The sequence below is a fragment of the Streptomyces sp. NPDC051214 genome (genome assembly GCF_040682375.1).
Taxonomy (GTDB): Bacteria; Actinomycetota; Actinomycetes; order Streptomycetales; family Streptomycetaceae; genus Streptomyces.
In genome coordinates, this window is record NZ_JBFBAT010000008.1 from 466683 (window position 1) to 485749 (window position 19067).

16 protein-coding genes, 1 rRNA gene and 1 riboswitch are annotated in these 19067 nt (G+C 68.8%); of the genes, 4 read left to right on the forward strand and 13 right to left on the reverse strand.

The annotated features are described in order from the left end of the window. The first annotated feature begins 8 nt into the window (after positions 1-8). Positions 9-1781: a substrate-binding and VWA domain-containing protein gene (locus AB0M70_RS23580; RefSeq protein ID WP_365822333.1), complete on the forward strand. Its 1773-nt coding sequence runs from the start codon at positions 9-11 to the stop codon at positions 1779-1781. A gap of 17 nt (positions 1782-1798) precedes the next feature. Here AB0M70_RS23580 and AB0M70_RS23585 read toward each other — a convergent pair whose 3' ends face one another. Then, on the reverse strand, positions 1799-3316 hold the full coding sequence (locus AB0M70_RS23585) for a glutamate--cysteine ligase (RefSeq protein ID WP_365822335.1): 1518 nt from the start codon (positions 3314-3316) through the stop codon (positions 1799-1801). A gap of 483 nt (positions 3317-3799) precedes the next feature. On the opposite strand from AB0M70_RS23585, the gene AB0M70_RS23590 reads away from it, so the two are divergent. Further along, positions 3800-4384, forward strand: a complete 585-nt coding sequence (locus AB0M70_RS23590) for a hypothetical protein (RefSeq protein WP_365822337.1) — start codon at positions 3800-3802, stop codon at positions 4382-4384. 307 nt (positions 4385-4691) lie between these two features. Continuing rightward, a complete protein-coding gene (locus tag AB0M70_RS23595; protein ID WP_361843540.1) occupies positions 4692-4898 on the forward strand; it encodes a DUF5999 family protein in 207 nt (68 codons plus the stop codon). Between the two features lie 90 nt (positions 4899-4988). Here the strand turns inward: AB0M70_RS23595 and gcvP are convergent, their stop codons facing one another. Continuing rightward, the gene (gcvP, locus tag AB0M70_RS23600; RefSeq protein WP_365822339.1) at positions 4989-7874 is read right to left on the reverse strand and encodes an aminomethyl-transferring glycine dehydrogenase; all 2886 of its coding nucleotides are present in this window, start codon (positions 7872-7874) and stop codon (positions 4989-4991) included. A 197-nt stretch (positions 7875-8071) separates the two neighbouring features. Next, positions 8072-8169, reverse strand: a riboswitch (glycine riboswitch). A gap of 144 nt (positions 8170-8313) precedes the next feature. On the opposite strand from gcvP, the gene AB0M70_RS23605 reads away from it, so the two are divergent. Then, complete coding sequence (locus AB0M70_RS23605) at positions 8314-8694, forward strand: PRC-barrel domain-containing protein (protein ID WP_365822341.1); 381 nt, start codon at positions 8314-8316, stop codon at positions 8692-8694. Positions 8695-8742: 48 nt separating this feature from the next. Here the strand turns inward: AB0M70_RS23605 and AB0M70_RS23610 are convergent, their stop codons facing one another. The 11 genes from AB0M70_RS23610 to rrf all read right to left on the reverse strand — a co-directional run. Next, a complete protein-coding gene (locus tag AB0M70_RS23610; RefSeq protein WP_365822343.1) occupies positions 8743-10185 on the reverse strand; it encodes a DNA polymerase IV in 1443 nt (480 codons plus the stop codon). Between the two features lie 37 nt (positions 10186-10222). Beyond that, positions 10223-10858 (reverse strand): MerR family transcriptional regulator, encoded by a 636-nt coding sequence (locus AB0M70_RS23615; protein ID WP_365822345.1) that lies wholly within the window; start codon positions 10856-10858, stop codon positions 10223-10225. 169 nt (positions 10859-11027) lie between these two features. Then, positions 11028-11501, reverse strand: a complete 474-nt coding sequence (locus AB0M70_RS23620) for a bifunctional nuclease family protein (RefSeq protein ID WP_006123076.1) — start codon at positions 11499-11501, stop codon at positions 11028-11030. A gap of 53 nt (positions 11502-11554) precedes the next feature. Further along, the gene (locus AB0M70_RS23625; RefSeq protein ID WP_365822347.1) at positions 11555-12298 is read right to left on the reverse strand and encodes a MerR family transcriptional regulator; all 744 of its coding nucleotides are present in this window, start codon (positions 12296-12298) and stop codon (positions 11555-11557) included. 42 nt (positions 12299-12340) lie between these two features. Next, positions 12341-13309, reverse strand: coding sequence for an FHA domain-containing protein (locus AB0M70_RS23630; RefSeq protein ID WP_160510116.1), 969 nt, complete (start codon positions 13307-13309; stop codon positions 12341-12343). Between the two features lie 82 nt (positions 13310-13391). Then, positions 13392-14270, reverse strand: coding sequence for a DUF881 domain-containing protein (locus AB0M70_RS23635; RefSeq protein WP_365822349.1), 879 nt, complete (start codon positions 14268-14270; stop codon positions 13392-13394). Positions 14271-14275: 5 nt separating this feature from the next. Further along, positions 14276-14608 carry a small basic family protein gene (locus AB0M70_RS23640; protein ID WP_003988855.1) on the reverse strand — a complete coding sequence of 111 codons (333 nt, stop codon included), beginning with the start codon at positions 14606-14608 and terminating at the stop codon, positions 14276-14278. Further along, the gene (locus AB0M70_RS23645) at positions 14605-15504 is read right to left on the reverse strand and encodes a DUF881 domain-containing protein (RefSeq protein WP_365822352.1); all 900 of its coding nucleotides are present in this window, start codon (positions 15502-15504) and stop codon (positions 14605-14607) included. The genes AB0M70_RS23640 and AB0M70_RS23645 overlap by 4 nt, the downstream gene beginning before the upstream one ends. An 89-nt stretch (positions 15505-15593) precedes the next feature. Next, entirely contained in the window at positions 15594-18089 is a 2496-nt protein-coding gene (locus tag AB0M70_RS23650; RefSeq protein WP_365822354.1) for a mannose-1-phosphate guanyltransferase, read from the reverse strand. A gap of 113 nt (positions 18090-18202) precedes the next feature. Further along, positions 18203-18811, reverse strand: coding sequence for a CDP-alcohol phosphatidyltransferase family protein (locus AB0M70_RS23655; RefSeq protein WP_363213459.1), 609 nt, complete (start codon positions 18809-18811; stop codon positions 18203-18205). A 162-nt stretch (positions 18812-18973) separates the two neighbouring features. Further along, a 5S ribosomal RNA gene (gene rrf, locus AB0M70_RS23660) occupies positions 18974-19067 on the reverse strand; the annotation flags it as partial.

Genomic DNA, 19067 nt, shown 5'->3' on the forward strand with positions numbered 1-19067 from the left:
CCACCGCCATGGGACGTCACAGCTTGCCCGATGAGTACGGGACGGACGCACCCGACCCTCGGCCACGCACCCGCGGCCGCACCGTGGCCATCGCGACGGCACTCGTCCTGACCGTCGCGGCGGGCACCGCGGTCGCGGTCCGCAGCGACCTGCTGAGCTTCGGCGGTTCCTGCCGAGAGGACACGGTGGAACTGGACGTCGTGGCCGCCCCCGACATCGCCCCCGCCCTGCGCGCGGCCGCCGACGACGCGCGCGAGAAGGAGATCACCTCGGACGGGGCCTGTATCGACGTACGGGTGAGCGCCCGTGATTCGTACAAGGTGGCCGACGAGCTACGGACGGGCAAAGACGCTCCGGCGTACGACGTGTGGGTGCCGGACTCCGAACTGTGGCTGCAGCGCGTGGGCCTGGGCGGCAAGCAGGACAGGGTCTCGCCGGCCGGGAACATAGCCTCCTCGCCGGTTGGCATGGCCATGGTCCCCGCCGCGGCCGAGACCCTGGGCTGGCCCAAGAAGACATACAGCTGGCCGGAGTTGACCGGCGCGGCCATGAAAGGCGACAAGCTGCGGCTGGGCGCCGCCGACCCCGCGCGCAGCGCGACCGGCCTGCTCGCGCTCACGAAGCTGAGCGCGTCGGCGAAGAAGTCGGGCGGCAAGAACGGCGACACCCAGGCAGCCGGGATGGCCAAGGCACTGTCCGCGCGCACGTCCGACAGCGACGGCCAGCTCCTGGACACCCTGGCCCGCGACTCCTCCGGCACCGAACAGGGCAATCCGCGCCGCAACCACGCGCTGATCCTCTCCGAGCAGGCCGCGTTCGCGCACAACGCGACGGCGGGCGAGGAGAACAGCCTGGACATGTTCTACCCGAAGGACGGCTCACCGCGCCTCGACTACCCGTACACGCTGGTCCAGGAGGACGAGCTGTCCACGGACCAGAGCCGCGCGGCCCTGCGTTTCATGACCCTGTTCAGCGATGAGGCGGGCCGCGCGATCCTGGAGAAGCACGGCTTCAGGACCGGCGCCGACGCCCCCTCGGAGAAACTCGTCACGGCGGCCGGCGGCCGCACTCCCCAGCCGTACGGCGACGAGGCGAGCGAGCCGCCCTCCGAGAAGGATCTCCAGGAGACGCTCGGGATGTGGACGATCACCGTCCAGAGCGCCCGGCTCAGCACGGTCGTCGACGTCTCGGACTCCATGGGCGAGCTCGTGCCGGGCCGGGGCCAGACCCGGATGGAGGTCACCAAGTCCTCGCTGCTCCAGGCACTGGCGGGGTTCACCGACGAGGACGAGATCGGCCTCTGGGAGTTCGCCACCCTCCTGGACGGCGAACGCGACTACCGCAAGCTCGTGCCCACCGAACGGCTGGGCGACCGCAAGGGCGAGGGCACCCAGCGGGACAAGGTCTCCGAGGCCTTCGGCGACCTGGCCCCCATCCCGGGTGGCGCGACCGGCCTGTACGACACCACGCTCGCGGCGTACAAGGAAGCCACCTCCACCTACGCGCGCGGCAAGTTCAACGCCCTGGTGGTCCTCACGGACGGCGCAAACCAGGATCCCGGTTCGATCGCGCGCAGCAACCTCATCGCGCAGCTGGAGAACCTCTCCGACCCCAAGCGCCCGGTGCCGCTCATCGCCATCGCGGTCGGCCCGAACGCGGACAAGGAAGAGGTCGTGCAGATCGCGGAGGCGACCGGTGGATCGGGCCACCAGGTCGACGACCCGGCGCAGATCCACGCGGTCATCCTCAAGGCCATCATGGAGGCGGGCAGCCACGGCTGAGCCCGCCTCCGTACGCCTCAGCTCAGGACGGCCGGCTCCGGCAGCCCCACCGGCCAGGTGTGCACCGGATCGCCCGCGTGCATCAGCTCGGCGTAACGCCGGGTGGTCGCGGCGAGGGCGGCCTCGCGTTCGAGCCCGGTCTCCAGGGCCTGGTGGTAGGTCGCCGCCTGCCAGGACGCCCCGTTCACCCGGCGCCTGCACCGCTCCTCGATGACCCCGAGGTAGAAGTCGCGGTCGGCGGGCTCCACGCCCCACGCGTCAAGGCCGGCCGCGGCCAGCGGCAACAGCTCGTCGCGTACGAGGGCGACCGCGGGCACCTCCACGATCCCGCCCGACCTGCCCCGCTTCGGCCACTGCAGCCGGGCCTCGATGCCGTCGCGGCAGGCGGTGTCGAAGTTGCGGGCCGCGGCGTCGAAGGGCAGCCGGGTCCACACGGGCCGGGGCTCCTCGGCGAGGGCGCGTACGACGCCGTAGTAGAAGGCGGCGTTGGCGATGACGTCGGTGACGGTGGGTCCTGCGGGCAGGACGCGGTTCTCCACCCGCAGGTGCGGGACGCCGCCCGCGATGCCGTACACGGGGCGGTTCCAGCGGTACACGGTGCCGTTGTGCAGGACGAGTTCGGCGAGCTGCGGCACCCGGCCGTCGTCGAGCACCGCCAGCGGGTCCTCGTCGTCCACGAGGGGAAGCAGCGCGGGAAAGTAGCGCAGGTTCTCCTCGAAGAGCTCGTACGCGTCGCTGATCCAGCGCTCCCCGAACCAGGTCCGCGGCCGCACGCCCTGTGCCTGGAGCTCGGGCGGGCGGGTGTCGGTGGACTGCAGGAACAGCGGGGGCCGCGACTCGCGCCACAGCTCACGGCCGAACAGGAACGGCGCGTTGGCGCCGACGGCGACCTGCGCGGCGGCCACGGCCTGGGCCGCGTTCCACACGTCGGCGAACCGGCCCGGGGTGACCTGGAGGTGCAACTGCACCGAGGTGCACGCCGCTTCGGGCGCGATCGACGCGGACGTACAGGTGAGCCGCTCCACGCCCTGGATGTCCAGGACGAACTCCTCGCCGCGCGCGGCGACGATCTGGTCGTTGAGCAGCGCGTAGCGGTCGACGTCGGAGAGGTTCCCCGAGACCAGGTCGTGGTGTGCGAGGGTCGGCAGAATGCCGATCATCACGATGCCGGCGTTCACCTCGTTCGCTTTTCGGTGCGCATAGGCGAGGCCGGTGCGCAGCTCTTCGGCAAGTCGGTCGAGAACACGTCCGCCCAATCGGTGCGGCGCGATGTTGACTTCAAGATTGAACATTCCGAGTTCCGTCTGGAAGTCCCGGCTGGCGATCCGTTCGAGAACTTCGGCATTCAGCATTCTCGGCATGCCGTCGGGCCCCGCGAGATTCAGTTCGATCTCCACGCCCATCAGATTCTTGGGCCGGTCGAACCGCTCCTCGTCCAACAACCTCCGCAGTCCCGTCAGACACTCCGCGAGCTTGTCCCTGTACCGGCGCCGCTCAGCCAGATCAAACGTTCCTGCTACGACCTTCTCCCCCATCGAAGCGTCCCCTCCTCGGATGGGCAGCCAATGATCCGGCCGCTGTGTCTCGGTGGATGATGCCCTGCAATGTGATCGATAACGCCCCGCACATGCCCCTGGCCCAGTACGATCGATGCCAAATCCGAGCGGCACATTCACCAGGCATGGGGTGCGCCGGGGAATCCTCGCACCGACGCCTGGTAAAAAACACCGACGAGAATCGGCCGACCGCTTCCGGTAAAACATACGAGGTCAAAGGTCCGGACTCTTCCAGAATCGGGTTAAAGCCCGCAAAATGGCGACCGGATAACGCCTTGCAGGCAATATCGGGTGCGGTTAGACGAAACACTGCCTGAACACGTGTCGTATAAACTCCGCGGACGAGGCAGAGAGTTGGCGCTCGCGGTCCCCAGCCCCCGCCCCTCTGGCCCCGGAGCAGACAGCGACGTCCGCACCTGTCCTCGTTCCACCGTGCCTGTCGAATGAGAGAGGCGACCCACTATGCCGCTGCAAGTCCCCCCGGCTCCCGCGCCCGCCCTGCGCAGCGTCCTCGCGGCACTAGGTTCACCCACCGCCGTACGCGAAGCCCGCACCCCGTCCCTGCGTGCCGCGCAGGGACCCGTCAGTCCCGAACTCCCGTTGCCCGTCCACGTACTTGACCGGATCAGCCCCTCGGGCACCGCGCCCACCAGCCTCGCGGGGTGGCGCTTCATGATCCGTGCGGGCGAGCGGGCCGTCGCCGCGGCGGACACGATGCTCACGCCCGACGGGTGGACCTTCTCGCACTTCTTCGAAGGTCCGTACATAGCGTCCACGGAACGCGCCCTTCGTCATGCCGAAGCGATGCCAATGCCGTACCAACCACGACTGTTGTCCGTACCCGAGCTTTACATGCTGACACTCTGGTTGCACGGCGACTGCACCGCGGACGGAGCGGGCGGCCATCTCGCGCCCTCGGACGTCCTCGTGCCCCTCGCGCCCGCGCCCCCGGGCATCGCGGCACACCACCCGCACCGCGCCGCGGAACTCCTGCAGGTCCTCACGCACCGGATGACTCCGGCACCGCTGCTCGGCTCGCCCGCCTGACCTCGCCGTACACGTCTCCGTGCCCCGCCGCCGCCCAGGCCGCGGGGCTCGGCGCGTGAGGTGCCCATACGGACTAGCCCGGTATGACCACCCCGAACCACCCGAAGAGACAGTGCAGTTGGGCTGAACCGTCCGGGCGGGTGATACGTCATTAAGCAGTAAGGAGCGCTGCCGCTAAATCCCTGCGGATTGACGCCCGTAGGGCAACACTGGGAACGGACCGACTCAACGGGGGGCGGCCATGAACACCGCATCGAGCCGCAAGGCAGACGTCACAGCCATCACACCGCAGCGAAAGAACCCATCCATGTGCCAGCACCAACCACCGTGCCCGACAGCCGACTCCGCAGACCGGGAGGCCGCGCTCCTCATGGCGAGCCACCCGGAGCAGGGCTGGAGCCTGCTGTGCAACGGCGTCCTCCTCTTCGAGGACACCGGTGAGCTGCTGCCGGACGGCCAGATCATCGCCCCGCATCGACCGCTGGGCACGGACAAGATCATGACCGCCGCCTGACGCGACGGCCGCACGGCACAGACAACAAAGGGGCCGACCCGGAGAGACACAACTCCGGACCGGCCCCCACGCATGTTCGAGGCCCCGATATCAGTCCTCGTACGCATCCAGCGGCGGGCACGAGCAGACCAGGTTCCGGTCGCCGTACGCCTGGTCGATGCGACGCACCGGCGGCCAGTACTTGTCGGCCGCCACCACGCCGGCCGGGAACACGGCCTCCTCGCGGCTGTACGCGTGCTCCCACTCACCGCCGAGCGCCGCCGCGGTGTGCGGGGCGTTGCGCAGCGGGTTGTCCTCGGCGGGCCAGTCGCCGCCGACCTTCTCGATCTCCGCGCGAATGCTGATCATCGCCTCGCAGAACCGGTCGATCTCGACCAGGTCCTCGCTCTCGGTCGGCTCGATCATCAGCGTCCCCGCGACCGGGAACGACATGGTGGGCGCGTGGAAGCCGTAGTCGATGAGCCGCTTGGCGATGTCGTCGACGCTGACACCGGTCGCCTTGCTCAGCGGGCGCAGATCGATGATGCACTCGTGCGCGACGAGCCCGCCGGGACCGGTGTAGAGCACCGGGTAGTGCGGCTCGAGACGCTTGGCGATGTAGTTCGCGGAGAGCACGGCCACCTGCGTGGCCCGCTTGAGGCCCTCACCGCCCATGAGGCGTACGTACGCCCAGGAGATCGGCAGGATTCCGGCCGAGCCCCACGGCGCAGCGGAGATCGGACCGACACCGGTCTCGGGTCCCGCGGCGGGCTGCAGCGGGTGGTTGGGCAGGTACGGCGCGAGGTGCTCGCGCACGCCGACCGGGCCGACGCCGGGGCCACCGCCGCCGTGCGGGATGCAGAAGGTCTTGTGCAGGTTCAGGTGGCTGACGTCGCCGCCGAACTTGCCGGGCTGGGCGAGACCCACCAGGGCGTTGAGGTTGGCCCCGTCGACGTAGACCTGGCCGCCCGCCTCGTGCACCTGGGCGCAGATGTCGGCGACGTGCTCCTCGAACACACCGTGCGTGGACGGGTAGGTGATCATGAGCACGGACAGCTCGTCGCGGTGCTTCTCGATCTTGGCGCGCAGATCCTCGATGTCGATCTCGCCGTCGTCGCTGGTCTTGACGACGACGACCTTCATGCCGGCCATCACGGCGCTCGCGGCGTTGGTGCCGTGCGCGGAGGACGGGATGAGGCAGACGGTGCGCTGCTCGTCGCCGTTGGCGCGGTGGTAGCCACGCACGGCGAGCAGTCCGGCGAGCTCGCCCTGCGAACCGGCGTTGGGCTGCAGCGAGACCTTGTCGTACCCGGTGACCTCGGCGAGCCGCTCCTCCAGCTCACGGATGAGCGTCAGATAGCCCTGCGCCTGCTGGGCGGGCGCGAAGGGGTGCAGCTGCCCGAACTCGGGCCAGGTGACCGGCTCCATCTCGGTGGTCGCGTTGAGCTTCATCGTGCAGGAGCCCAGCGGGATCATGCCGCGGTCGAGCGCGTAGTCGCGGTCGGCCAGCTTGCGCAGGTAACGCAGCATGGCGGTCTCGGAGCGGTACTGGTGGAAGACGGGGTGCGTGAGGTACTCGTCGGAGCGCAGGAGGCCCGCCGGGAGCGTGTCCGCGCTCTCCGCGTCGAGCGCCTCGATGTCGGCCTCGACCCCGAACGCTCCCCAGATCGCAGTCAGTTGCTTGCGCGTGGTGGTCTCGTCGCAGGCCAGGGAGACGTGGTCGGCGTCGACCTGGTGGATGTTGACGCCACCCTCGCGGGCCGCGGCGACGAGCGCCTCGGCCTTGCCGGGCACCCGCACGGTCAGCGTGTCGAAGTACGCGCCGTGCACGACCTCGACACCGCCCGCGGTGAGCCCCGCGGCGAGCACGGTCGCGTAGCGGTGGGTACGCCGCGCGATGGCCTTGAGGCCCTCGGGCCCGTGATAGACGGCGTACATTCCGGCCATCACGGCGAGCAGCACCTGAGCGGTACAGATGTTGCTGGTGGCCTTCTCGCGGCGGATGTGCTGCTCACGGGTCTGCAGCGCGAGCCGGTAGGCCTTGTTGCCGTCCGCGTCCACGGAGACACCGACGAGCCGCCCCGGCAGGCTGCGCGCGAACTTCTCGCGCACCGCCATGTAACCGGCGTGCGGGCCGCCGAAGCCCATCGGGACGCCGAAGCGCTGCGTCGTGCCGACGGCGATGTCGGCGCCGAGCTCACCGGGCGAGGTAAGCAGCGTCAGGGCGAGCAGATCGGCGGCGACGGAGACGATGGCGCCGAGCTCGTGCGCCTGCTCGATGAGCGGCTTGATGTCGCGCACGGCACCGGAGGCGCCGGGGTACTGGATCAGCACGCCCACCACACCGCGCCCGGCGACCTCGGCCGGGATGCCCTCGCTCAGATCGGCGACGACGACCTCGACACCGGTCGGCTCGGCGCGGGTCTGGATCACGGCGATGGTCTGCGGCAACGCGTCGGCGTCGACGAGGAAGACACCGTCCTTGACCTTGCCCATGCGCCGCGAGAGCGCCATGGCCTCGGCGGCCGCGGTTCCCTCGTCGAGCAGCGACGCACCGGAGGTGGGCAGCCCCGTCAGCTCGGCGACGACGGTCTGGAAGTTGAGCAGCGCCTCGAGGCGCCCCTGGGAGATCTCGGGCTGGTACGGCGTGTAAGCGGTGTACCACGCGGGGTTCTCCATGACGTTCCGCAGGATCACCGGCGGCGTGAAGGTCCCGTAGTAACCAAGTCCGATCATGGAATCGAGGACCTGGTTGCGGTCGGCGAGGGAGCGCAGCTCGGCGAGCACCTCGGCCTCGGAGCGCGCCCCGGGCAGGTTCAGCGCCTCGGCGTTCTTGATCACATCCGGCACGGCGGCCGCGGTGAGCTCGTCGAGCGAGCCGTACCCGACCTGCGCGAGCATCTTGGCCCGTGCTTCCACATCGGGACCGATGTGCCGCTGCTCGAAGGGAATGCCCTGTTCGAGCTGGGAGAGCGGGATACGAGGTGTGGCGGTCATTGCGGAGGCCTCCTGGTCTGACGCGACCTGCGAGGGGCACCACGGCGCGGGTACCCGGACGGCCTCCCCCTCTGTCATCTCAACCTGAGAGTTTCACCGGTCCGTGCCCCGCGAGAGGCGCCGTACCGGCTTTCACCGTCGGTGAGGAAGGGGACCGGACGTGCCCGCCCGACGCCCGCCCTACTTTCCAGAGTGACCTCGTCCGTGCGGTACAGGGGCCTGAGAGATTCCGGGGAGGAGTTGCTCCTTCGGCGCCTCCGGTGTCTCGACCGGAGAGCTCTCCCGCACGGGGTCAGCAGCCAAGCGCCAGCCTACCAGCGAGGACCGTGACCGTTCCCTCGAGTGGCCACCTGCCCCGAAGTGCTCTTTCGTAGTGATTGCGAACGAACGAGGATGAGTTACGCCCCACTTCGACAAGCCTCGACCAGTTGGAGGGCCCGTGCAGACCGACATCGATCCGCGCAATTTGATCGGCCGGAAGGCGTTCGACCGGAACGGGGCCAAGATCGGCACGATCGACGAGGTCTATCTCGACGACGCCACCGGCGCCCCGGAGTGGGCGGCCATACGCACGGGCCTGTTCAGCCGGGACACCTTCGTCCCCCTGGAACCGAGCGAGCTCAGGAGCGACGGCACCCTGCTCATCCCCTTCGAGCGCTCACTGATCAAGGACGCCCCCGACTTCGGTGTGGGCCGCCACCTCTCCCCCGAACAGGAACTGCAGCTCTACCACCACTACGGCCTGGACATCACGCCCCCGCCGTCCACATCACCGCCGGACAAGGACTTCGGCAACATCGCGGGCCAGGAGAGCCCCTGACACCCGCGCGGCGGCCCAGGTGACCCCGGCGGGCAGGCACCCCCGGCGTCACCGCGGCTCCACCGCCTCGGGAGCCGTCACCAGGGGCAGCGGGTCGGCGGGCTCGAGCGCCGGATCATCCGTACGGAACGTCCGCACCCGCCCCGGCGCCGACGCCTCGGGCGTCTCGAAGCGCACCGTCACCCGCCCCAGGCCACTGCCCTGCACCCACCCGTGCCCGTACTCGGCATGCCGCACGTCGTGCCCGGCGGCCCACCGCCGCTCGGCGGGAACGGCCGGCTCCACCACCGCCTCGGCCACCGCGACGGGCTGCGCCGCGTCCGCCCCGACCCGCTCCTGCCCGGCCCGCTCCTCCTCGGCCTCCTGCTGCGTCTCCAGGGCCTCCGCGGCTTCCGCCCGAGCTTCTGCCTCCGCCTGGGCCTGCGCCTGCGCGAAGAGGTCCTCCTGCGTGTAGTCCGCGAGCCCCGTGACGCCCACCCCGAGGAGCCGCACCCCTCCGGTGGTGTCCACGGACTCCAGGAGCCGCGCGGCGGCCTCACGCACCACCCCGGGGTCGTCCGTGGGCCCACGCAGCGTCTCGGAGCGGGTCAGCGTCGAGAAGTCGAACCGCCGCACCTTCAGGACGATGGTCCGCCCCGAGTGCCCGGCCGCCCGCAGCCGCTCCACACACCGCTCGGCGAGCCGCGCCACCTCGCCCCTGACCCGGACCCGGTCGTGGATGTCCACGTCGTACGTGTCCTCGACACTGACCGACTTCGACTCCCGCTCGGCCACCACGGGCCGCTCGTCCCGCGCCAGCGCCATCGCGTACAGCGCGCTGCCGTGCGACTTCCCCAGGAGCCGTACGAGCTCGTCCTCGCCCGCCTCCGCGATCTCCCCCACCGTGGTGATCCCGCCCCGCCGCAGATGGTCCCCGGTGGCAGGACCGACGCCGGGCAGGGTCCGCACGGACATCGGCGCGAGCAGGTCCCGCTCGGTGCCCGGCACGATCAGCCGCAGCCCGTCGGGCTTGGCCTCCTCCGAGGCGATCTTCGCCAGCATCTTGGACGCGGCGAGCCCGACCGATCCCGCGAGCCCCGTCACCGCCTTGATGTCCGCGCGCAGCCGCTCGCCCACCTCCAGCGCGGACGCCCGGTCGTCGGCCACCCCGCCCGCCTCCAGGTCGACGAAGGCCTCATCCAGACTGAGCGGCTCCACCAGCGGCGACAGCTCGCGCAGCAGCGTCATCACCTGGTCGCTGATCTCGCGGTAGAGCCCGAAGCGGGGCACCAGATAGGCGGCATTGGGCGCCAGGCGCCGCGCCTGCCCCATCGGCATCGCCGAGTGCACACCGAACTTCCGCGCCTCGTACGAGGCCGTCGCCACCACGCCCCGCGGGCCGAGCCCGCCCACGACCACGGCTTTCCCGCGCAGACTCGGCTTCGCGGCCTGCTCTGCGGACGCGTAGAAGGCATCCATGTCGAGATGCAGGATCGTGGGCGCGGTTCTCACACCTCTGATGCTGCCCTACGCCACTGACAACGCAGCCTCACACGGCCCTGTTGCGCCGCCTCGCGAGCTCATCGGCGGGGTTCTGGCGCACCAGCGTCTCCCCGGTGTCGATCCGCTCCCCGTGCAGCTGCGAGAGAGCACCCTCCACGTCCCGCCACACGACGCCCACGGCGATCCCGAAGATGCCCTGCCCGCCCTGGAGCAGGTCGTGGACCTCGTCGGGCGACGTGCACTCGTAGACGGTCGCGCCGTCGCTCATGAGCGTCATCCGCTCCAGGTCCTGGAAACCGCGGTCCCGCAGATGCTGGACCGTGGTCCGGATGTTCTGCAGGGACACACCCGTGTCGAGGAAGCGCCGCACGATCTTCAGGACGACGACGTCCCGGAAGCTGTAGAGCCGCTGGGTCCCCGAACCGCCCGCGGACCGCACACTGGGCTCCACGAGGCCCGTACGGGCCCAGTAGTCGAGCTGTCGGTACGTGATCCCGGCGGCCGCGCACGCGGTCGGTCCCCGGTAACCGATCTGTTCCTGTTCGGACTGTCCGGACGTGGCGTCCCCGCTCCCCTGAACGCTCCCCTGAACCGCCATCGGCCTCTGTGGAGAGTGACCGGCCGTGCTGCTGTGAAGCGGATACGGCCCACCCATCGCCGTACCGTCGCCGCTGCTTCTCACGCCGACCTCCGTCCTTGACCTGCCTGCACGACGGTAGGCAGTCACCAGGGGCTCGTCAACGATCGCCACACTCGGCACGCCGAGTGATAATCACCCTAAGAGTGGTTTGCTGTCCCGCACCGCCGGGAAAGGCTAGCCGAATGGTCAGCAGGGCCCCGGAAACGACGGCCTACTGGCTGTTGGTGCCGAAGTCCTCGGGAGAGATCTGGTCGAGGAACTCGCGGAACTTCTCCACCTCGTCCTCCTGCTCGTCCGGAATGGCGATGCCCGCGTCGTCGAGGACACCGTCGCTGCCGTAGATCGGCGTTCCCGTACGGAGCGCGAGCGCTATGGCGTCGGACGGCCTGGCGCTCACCTCGACTCCACTGGCGAAGACCAGCTCCGCGTAGAAGACACCTTCCCTGAGGTCCGTGATGCGCACCTCGGTGAGCTCCTGACCCACCGCCTCCAGCACGTCCTTGAACAGGTCGTGGGTCAGCGGCCGTGCGGGCGCCATCCCCTGCTGTGCGAAGGCGATCGCGGTCGCCTCCCCTGGTCCGATCCAGATGGGGAGGTATCGATCGCCTCCCACTTCACGCAGGAGCACGATCGGTTGGTTGGAGGGCATTTCCACCCGGACACCTACGACGTCGAGCTCGTTCACACAGCAACCCTAGGACGTGCCCGGCCGGTTTGGGTAGTCGGGCACCCCCTGAGTCAGGGCAACCGGACCCCGAGCGCCGTCTGTACCAGTGCAGAATGCAGCTTTCCGGTCAGCCCGGCGAGTTCCTTCATACGGGCTTCCGCATGGGCTCTGGTCTGCGGATTGCGGTGCCTGCGCAGCGGCGCGACGACCTGGTCGACCAGGCCGGCCTCACGTTCGGCCGCCGTTTTCATGGCGCGCAGATGCCTGGGTTCGATACCGAATCGCCCAAGTTCCACGACGAGCGCGGCGACCGTCACGGCCTCCGCGTCATAACCACCGTCCGGCAGGGGCGCGATGAGCCCGTACGCCTCCCAGTCGGCGAGCTGCTCCGCGTCGATCTCGGCGGCGGCAAGGAGCTCCGCACGGCCCACACGGGCGGCGGTGGGCTCCGCGGCGTCACTCACGCCCCAGGCGTCACCGGGCTCGCGGGGCTGCCCCAGAGAGGGCACAGAGACCCGCTCTCCGCGCTCCATGGCGTCCAGGTGCTCCCGGATCACCTTGAGCGGCAGATAGTGGTCACGCTGCATCCTCAGGACGTGACCGAGCCGCTCGACGTCCTGGGGGCTGAACTTGCGGTAGCCCGAGGGCGTGCGCTCCGGCTCGACGAGCCCTTCCGACTCCAGGAACCGGATCTTGGAGATCGTGACCTCGGGAAACTCGTCACGCAGCGCGTTCAGCACCGCGCCGATGCTCATCGTCCGACGGTCCTCGGCGGCGGTGCCGTTCCCGGCACCGCCCCTCGGTGTTTGAAGCATGAACCTTCCCTGGGGGTCCCCCCGGACGAAGCCGGGGGAGGGTCAGATGCCGATGCCCCGCTGGCTCGCGTAGAAGACCAGCCGGTACTTGCCGATCTGCACCTCGTCGCCGTTCGACAGCGCGACCGAGTCGATGCGCTCACGGTTGACGTACGTGCCGTTGAGGCTGCCCACGTCGGCGACGGTGAAGGAACCGTCCCCGAGGCGACGGAACTCCACGTGACGGCGCGAGACGGTCACGTCGTCCAGGAAGATGTCGCTCTGCGGGTGGCGCCCCGCCGTGGTCAGCTCGCCGTCCAGAAGGAAGCGGCTGCCCGAGTTCGGCCCACGACGCACCACGAGGAGCGCGGAACCGAGCGGCAGTGCGTCAACGGCGGCCTGGGCCTCCGGCGAGAGGGCCGGCGAGGCGGTCTGCCCCGTCACCTCCGCGTCGTAGGCCTCGAGGCCCGAGATGGAGATCGTCGAGGTCGTCTCGGACGGACGCTCCGGCGCGGCCCCGGCCCGCAGCGGCGCGCCGCAGTTGGAGCAGAACCGACTCGCCTCGGCGTTGCGGTTCCCGCACCTCGTACACACCAGGGCCATGGACGGATCCTCCTGCCGCGGCTGCCCCGCGGGGGCATTCGATGCGTACGGATCGGGGGTAAACCCTCCACCCGTACTTGAGGTTGACGGTTCTCCGAAACCTATGCGGCCCGGACCGGCAGGGTCAACAGACGACGCGCCCTGCGCGCCCGAAATGTCACCGCCTGGCCCACCGACCTGGTCACGGAACATCGGGCGCTCGGCGCCCTGCTCCTCGGCATCTCCATGGCGCGGGGCACGGTGCCGGGCGGTGGCGGGATTGCCACTGTCCTCACGTGCGCTCTTGCCGAACAACTTCGCAAACAACTTCACGGGCGATTCCCCTTGACCGAAACAGACCCGCCCGTGGGGCAGGACGAACCCTGATTGCACACACCGGCGTACATCGGCAGCACAGACATCCTCACAACGTCCGTATCCACCAAACAGTTTCCACCACGCACCACGCTTACAGTGCGCCGACCCCCCGCAACCTCATGCCCTTGACCGGCGGCCCCCATGCACCCCCGCCTCACTGGGACGACGACCGAGCGTAGTCAGGCCGCTTCGCCGCTCGCAAGGCGTCCACCACGATCTTCTCCGCTCGCGTCACGGTGGCGGTGGCCTGCTCCTTCTCCAGAGTCTGCACCACTCCACCTGGGATGTTCAGCGCCGGCTCGAGGTCCTGCGGCTTGCCGATGACCTTGAACCGGTAGGGCTTGCCGACCTTGCGGCCGTCCACCCGGACACCACCACTGTCCGTATCCGAAAGATAGGTGTTGGCCACTACGCGTACATCATTGATCTGGATGGCCTCGGCACCCGCGGCACGCAACTCCTGGATGGCGTCAAGCAGCATGTCCGCCTCGACCGACCCCTTCTTGTCATCGATGGTCAGCGTGATTCCAGGACCCTGCGCCGCCACGGTGCCCGCGAGAATGCCGAGTTGACGCTCCTTCTCGACCGTCTGCTTGCGGGCCTCCTCGGCCTGGTCCGAGCTGTTCTCCAGCCCGGTGCGCTGGTCCTCGAGACGCTGCTTCTCACCTTCCAGACGCTGTGTACGGTCATCGAGTTCATCGAGGATGCGTACGAGATCTTCCTGACGTGCCCCGCGCAGCGCGCTGCTGTCGTTGTTGGAGCGCACCTGGATGGCAAGACCGAGCCCAAGGACGAACAGCAGCAGGGCCACGATGAGTTGCGGGCGCGTGACGCGAGGCGGCCACAGCCCTTGGGCCAGCCGCTGCCGGCCGCTGAGCGGGGCCTTCGCGTCCTGCGGCTCGTCGTGCTGCGTGTCCCGCTGCTCGTCCCGTCCGGACGCCGCGCCGTCGCCGGGCTCCGCGGGCACGCCACGTACCTCCGGAGGCAGCTCCCTGCTCCGGTTGTCGCCCCCGGGCGTCTCTTCTGTACCCATCCGCGTCACGCCCTGAAGACGTGTCGGCGGATGGCGGCGGCGTTGGAGAAGATCCGGATGCCGAGCACCACCACGACACCGGTGGAGAGCTGGGCGCCCACGCCCAACTTGTCGCCCAGGAACACGATCAGGGCTGCCACGACCACGTTCGAGAGGAACGACACCACGAAGACCTTGTCGTCGAAGATGCCGTCGAGCATCGCGCGCAGGCCTCCGAACACCGCGTCGAGTGCCGCCACCACGGCGATCGGAAGGTACGGCTCGACCACGGCCGGAACCTCGGGCCGGACCAACAATCCGGCCACGACTCCCACGACGAGGCCCAGTACGGCGATCACGATGTGCCCTTTCCTGCCTTCGGCTCTGCTGTACGTACGGTCACACTCGGTGCTGCCGGCAGTCGGACGTCATCCTGGACGGAAATGCTGGTCCGGACGCCGAAGTTCTCCTGCAGAGCATGCAGATACTGACCGTCGCGACTGTTCTGGAATCTCGTGCTCAAACGCTGCCCGTCGCCCACGGCAAGCACCGTATACGGCGGCACCAGCGGCTTGTTGTCGACCAGTATCGCGTCCCCCGCGGCCCTGATCGCCGACAGTGCCGTCAGCCGCTGGTCGTTGATGGCGATCGCCTCCGCGCCGGACTGCCACAGGCCGTTGACGACCCGTTGCATGTCACGGTCGCGGACCCGCCCGGTGTCGGAGAACCCCGCGCTCTCGCGCGGCCCGCCCCCGCCCTGGTCGGCTTCCTTGGCATCGTCCACCACAAGCTTCACGCCGGCCCCATGGACCTTGGTGGCACCGGAGAGCAGGGACACCAACTCGCCCTGGCTGCCCCCGTGTTTCTTCAGCGCCTCACGCTGCCGCTCGCCCACGTCGTCGCGGAGCGTCTCGACGTCCCCTTCGAGCTCGTCGGCGTCCGAGGTCGCCGACTCGATCCGGTCGATGAGCTCCGCGCGCTCCTTGGCGACCACCGGAGCCGCTATCCGCGCCTGCGCGGCACCCACCGTCACCACCAGGGCCGCGAGCACAAGACCGAGGGCCAGACCGAGCTTCGCCCGCAGCGGACGCGGCACGCCACCGGCACCACTGGCCTTCTTGCGGGCCGCCGCCTCGGCGTACCCCTCGTCCAGACTGTGGTCCATGACCGTGTTCAGCAGCGACATGGAGGCGTCCGGACGCCGGGGGCGCGAGGGGGTGCTCCGAACGGGGGGCTGCTGCGGCATGCCGCACATCGTCGCACGTCGCGGGCGCTACCTCCGAATGGCCCCACCGGTGTGCCGGACGGCACCCCTTGGGGTGCCGTCCGGTCGGGCGCCGGCGGTCAGCGACCGGCGCTGTCCACCACGGCGGACCACTCGTCGAGCAGCGCCTGGGCCGACGCGTCGTCGGGCCCTTCGGCCCACAGATGGGTGACGGCCTCCGCCGGGTCGGGCAGCACGAGCACCCACCGCCCGTCGGACTCCACGACCCGCACGCCATCGGTGGTGTCCACCGAACGCTCCCCCGCGGCCTCCACCACGGTCCGCATCACGAGCCCCTTGACCGCCCACGGCGTCGCGAGGTCACGCCGCAGCACATGAGCACGCGGAATACGCGCGTCGATCTGGCTCAGCGTGAGCTGCGTACGCGCCACGAGACCGATGAGCCGCACGAACGCGGCCGTACCGTCGAAGACGCTGCTGAACTCGGGAATGATGAACCCGGCCCGGCCGTCGCCACCGAAGATGGTCGACTCGTCACGCCCCACACGTGTCAGATCGTCGGGCGACGTGGTCGTCCAGTCCACCTGCGTCCCGTGGTACGCGGCCACCTGCTCGCCGATGCGCGTCGTCGTGACCGGCAGCGCGACCCGGCCACTGCGGCGTTCCGCGGCGACCAGGTCGAGCATCACGAGAAGCGCCCGGTCGTCCTCGATGATCCGCCCCTTCTCGTCGACGAGCGAGAGCCGCTCACCGACCGGGTCGAAACGCACACCGAAGTCGGCACGCGACGACGCCACGATCTCGCCCAGCCGCACCAGGCCCGACCTGCGCGCCTCGTAGGTCTCGGTCGGTCGTGACTCGTCGAGCCCCGGGTTGATCGTCAGCGCGTCGACGCCGAGCCGCCCCAGAAGGCTCGGCAGCACAAGGCCCGCACTTCCGTTTGAGGCGTCGACGACGACCTTCAGATTCGACTCGGCCACACCCGTGGTGTCGACATTGCGCAGCAACGAACCCGTGTAGGAGTCGAAAACGCTGGACGGGAAGTGCAGATCCCCGATCTCGCCGGGGAAGGCCCGCCGGTACTCCTGACGCGCGTACACCCGGTCCAGCTTCCGCTGACTCCCCTGCGAGAGGTCGGCGCCGCGTCCGTCGAAGAACATGATGTCGACGGAGTCCGGGACCCCGGGCGTCGTCCGGATCATGATTCCACCGGCACTGCCCCGAGCGGTCTGCTGCCGCGCCACGGGCAGCGGCACGTTCTCCAGGTCCCGTACGTCGATGGCGCTGGCCTGCAGGGCCGAGATCACCGCTCGCTTCAGCGCCCGCGCACCTCGCGAGTGGTCACGGGCCGTGGTGACGGTCGAGCCCTTCTTGAGGGTCGTGGCGTACGCCCCCGCGAGCCGCACCGCCAGCTCCGGCGTGATCTCCACGTTCAGGATCCCGGAGACACCGCGCGCCCCGAAGAGATGGGCCTGACCCCGGGACTCCCAGATGACAGAGGTATTGACGAACGCGCCGGCCTCGATCGTCTTGAACGGATACACCCGGACATTGCCCTGGATGATCGATTCCTCACCGACCAGGCACTCGTCGCCGATGACGGCTCCGTCCTCGATGCGGGAGGCCCGCATGATGTCGGTGTTCCGCCCGACGACACAGCCCCGCAGGTTGCTGTGCTGACCGATGTAGACGTTGTCGTGCACGACGGCCTTGTGCAGGAAGGCACCGGCCTTCACCACCACGTTCGATCCGAGCACCGTGTGCTCACGGATCTCGGCGCCCGCCTCCACCTTGGCGTAGTCGCCGATGTAGAGCGGTCCGCGCAGGGTGGCGTCGGGATGGACCTCGGCGCCTTCGGCAACCCACACACCGGGCGAGATCTCGAAGCCGTCGAGTTCGACGTCGACCTTGCGTTCCAGTACGTCGGCCTGAGCCTTCACATAGCTCTCGTGCGTGCCGACGTCTTCCCAGTAGCCCTCGGCGATGTACCCATAGATGGGCTTGCCTTCCTTCATCAACTGCGGGAAGACGTCGCCGGACCAGTCCACCGACACGTCGGCGTCGACGTAGTCGAAGACTTCGGGCTCCATGACGTAGATGCCCGTGTTCACCGTGTCGGAGAAGACCTGCCCCCAGGTCGGCTTCTCCAGGAAGCGCTCGACCTTTCCTTCTTCGTCCACGATGGTGATGCCGAATTCCAGCGGGTTGGGGACGCGCGTCAGACAGACGGTGACGAGCGCGCCCTTCTCCTTGTGGAAGTTGATCAACTCGGTGAGGTCGAAATCAGTCAGTGCGTCCCCGGAGATCACGAGGAACGCATCGTCCTTCAGTGCTTCCTCGGCGTTCTTCACACTCCCGGCAGTGCCGAGTGGCTTCTCCTCATTGGCATAGGTGAGCTCCATCCCGAGCTCTTCACCATCGCCGAAGTAATTCTTGACCAGGGAGGCCAGGAACTGGACTGTCACTACGGTCTCGGTGAGCCCATGCCTCTTGAGCAGCCGCAGCACATGCTCCATGATGGGCCTGTTGGCCACAGGCAGGAGCGGCTTGGGCATGCTCGAGGTCATAGGGCGAAGGCGCGTGCCTTCGCCTCCGGCCATTACGACGGCCTTCATGTCGGAAGCGTCCTCCTCAATAGACGACGATCTAGCCGACTTAGCCAGCCGAAATAGACCCGTGAATGTCGCTCACGGGACTGCAAGCCTCTACAGCTGCCAAATCAGCAAGCTCAATCGGCCGTGGTGTCTGCACGGACAAGGCGGCGGACCTGGACCACGTAGAGGATCCCTGCCCACCAGTACAGACTTGTACCCCATCCTGCGAACGCCCATCCGAAAATAGCAGCGAGAGTGTTGATCCAGCCACTTCCATCACTGAGGAGCAGTAGTGGAAAGGCGTACATCAGGTTGAAGGTGGCAGCCTTGCCCAGGAAGTTCACCTGGGGCGGCGGATAGCCGTGGCGCCTGAGGATCCAGACCATCACCAGCAGCATCAGCTCACGCAGCAGCAGCGCCGCGGTCAGCCAGAGCGGCAGAATCTCCCGCCAGGTGAGCCCGACCAATGTCGACAGGATGTAGAGCCGGTCGGCGGCCGGATCGAGCAACCGCCCGAGGTTGCTGATCTGGTTCCAGCGTCGGGCCAGCTTGCCGTCGAGATAGTCACTGATACCGCTCAGCATCAGCACCAACAGCGCCCAGTGGTCACTCTTGGGACCGCCGAACTCCGGCCTGAGGATCAACCACAGGAAGAGAGGTACGCCGACGAGGCGCGCCATGCTGAGGATGTTCGGGATGGTGAGGACCCGGTCCGTCTGGACGCGAGTTTCCTGGACCTCCACCCGGGGGCCTCCTGTGGGAAACGAGCCGATGATGCCCCCTGACCTTACCGTCAGTTGTCAGCCGGCGGTGCAGAGGGGTGACCCAAGCCCGGAAAGGCCCCGGAAACACAAAAAAGCCGTGGTCCCTGGACAATAAGTCCAGGGACCACGGCTATAAATTGAGTTCGGCGGCGTCCTACTCTCCCACAGGGTCCCCCCTGCAGTACCATCGGCGCTGTGAGGCTTAGCTTCCGGGTTCGGAATGTAACCGGGCGTT

Excerpts from the sequence above, each read along its gene's own strand:
- AB0M70_RS23580 (WP_365822333.1), top strand. The coding sequence starts at position 9 with ATGGGACGTCACAGCTTGCCCGATGAGTACGGGACGGACGCACCCGAC.
- AB0M70_RS23585 (WP_365822335.1), bottom strand. The coding sequence starts at position 3,316 with ATGGGGGAGAAGGTCGTAGCAGGAACGTTTGATCTGGCTGAGCGGCGC.
- AB0M70_RS23590 (WP_365822337.1), top strand. The coding sequence starts at position 3,800 with ATGCCGCTGCAAGTCCCCCCGGCTCCCGCGCCCGCCCTGCGCAGCGTC.
- AB0M70_RS23595 (WP_361843540.1), top strand. The coding sequence starts at position 4,692 with ATGTGCCAGCACCAACCACCGTGCCCGACAGCCGACTCCGCAGACCGG.
- gcvP (WP_365822339.1), bottom strand. The coding sequence starts at position 7,874 with ATGACCGCCACACCTCGTATCCCGCTCTCCCAGCTCGAACAGGGCATT.
- AB0M70_RS23625 (WP_365822347.1), bottom strand. The coding sequence starts at position 12,298 with ATGCTTCAAACACCGAGGGGCGGTGCCGGGAACGGCACCGCCGCCGAG.
- AB0M70_RS23635 (WP_365822349.1), bottom strand. The coding sequence starts at position 14,270 with ATGGGTACAGAAGAGACGCCCGGGGGCGACAACCGGAGCAGGGAGCTG.
- AB0M70_RS23645 (WP_365822352.1), bottom strand. The coding sequence starts at position 15,504 with ATGTGCGGCATGCCGCAGCAGCCCCCCGTTCGGAGCACCCCCTCGCGC.
- AB0M70_RS23650 (WP_365822354.1), bottom strand. The coding sequence starts at position 18,089 with ATGAAGGCCGTCGTAATGGCCGGAGGCGAAGGCACGCGCCTTCGCCCT.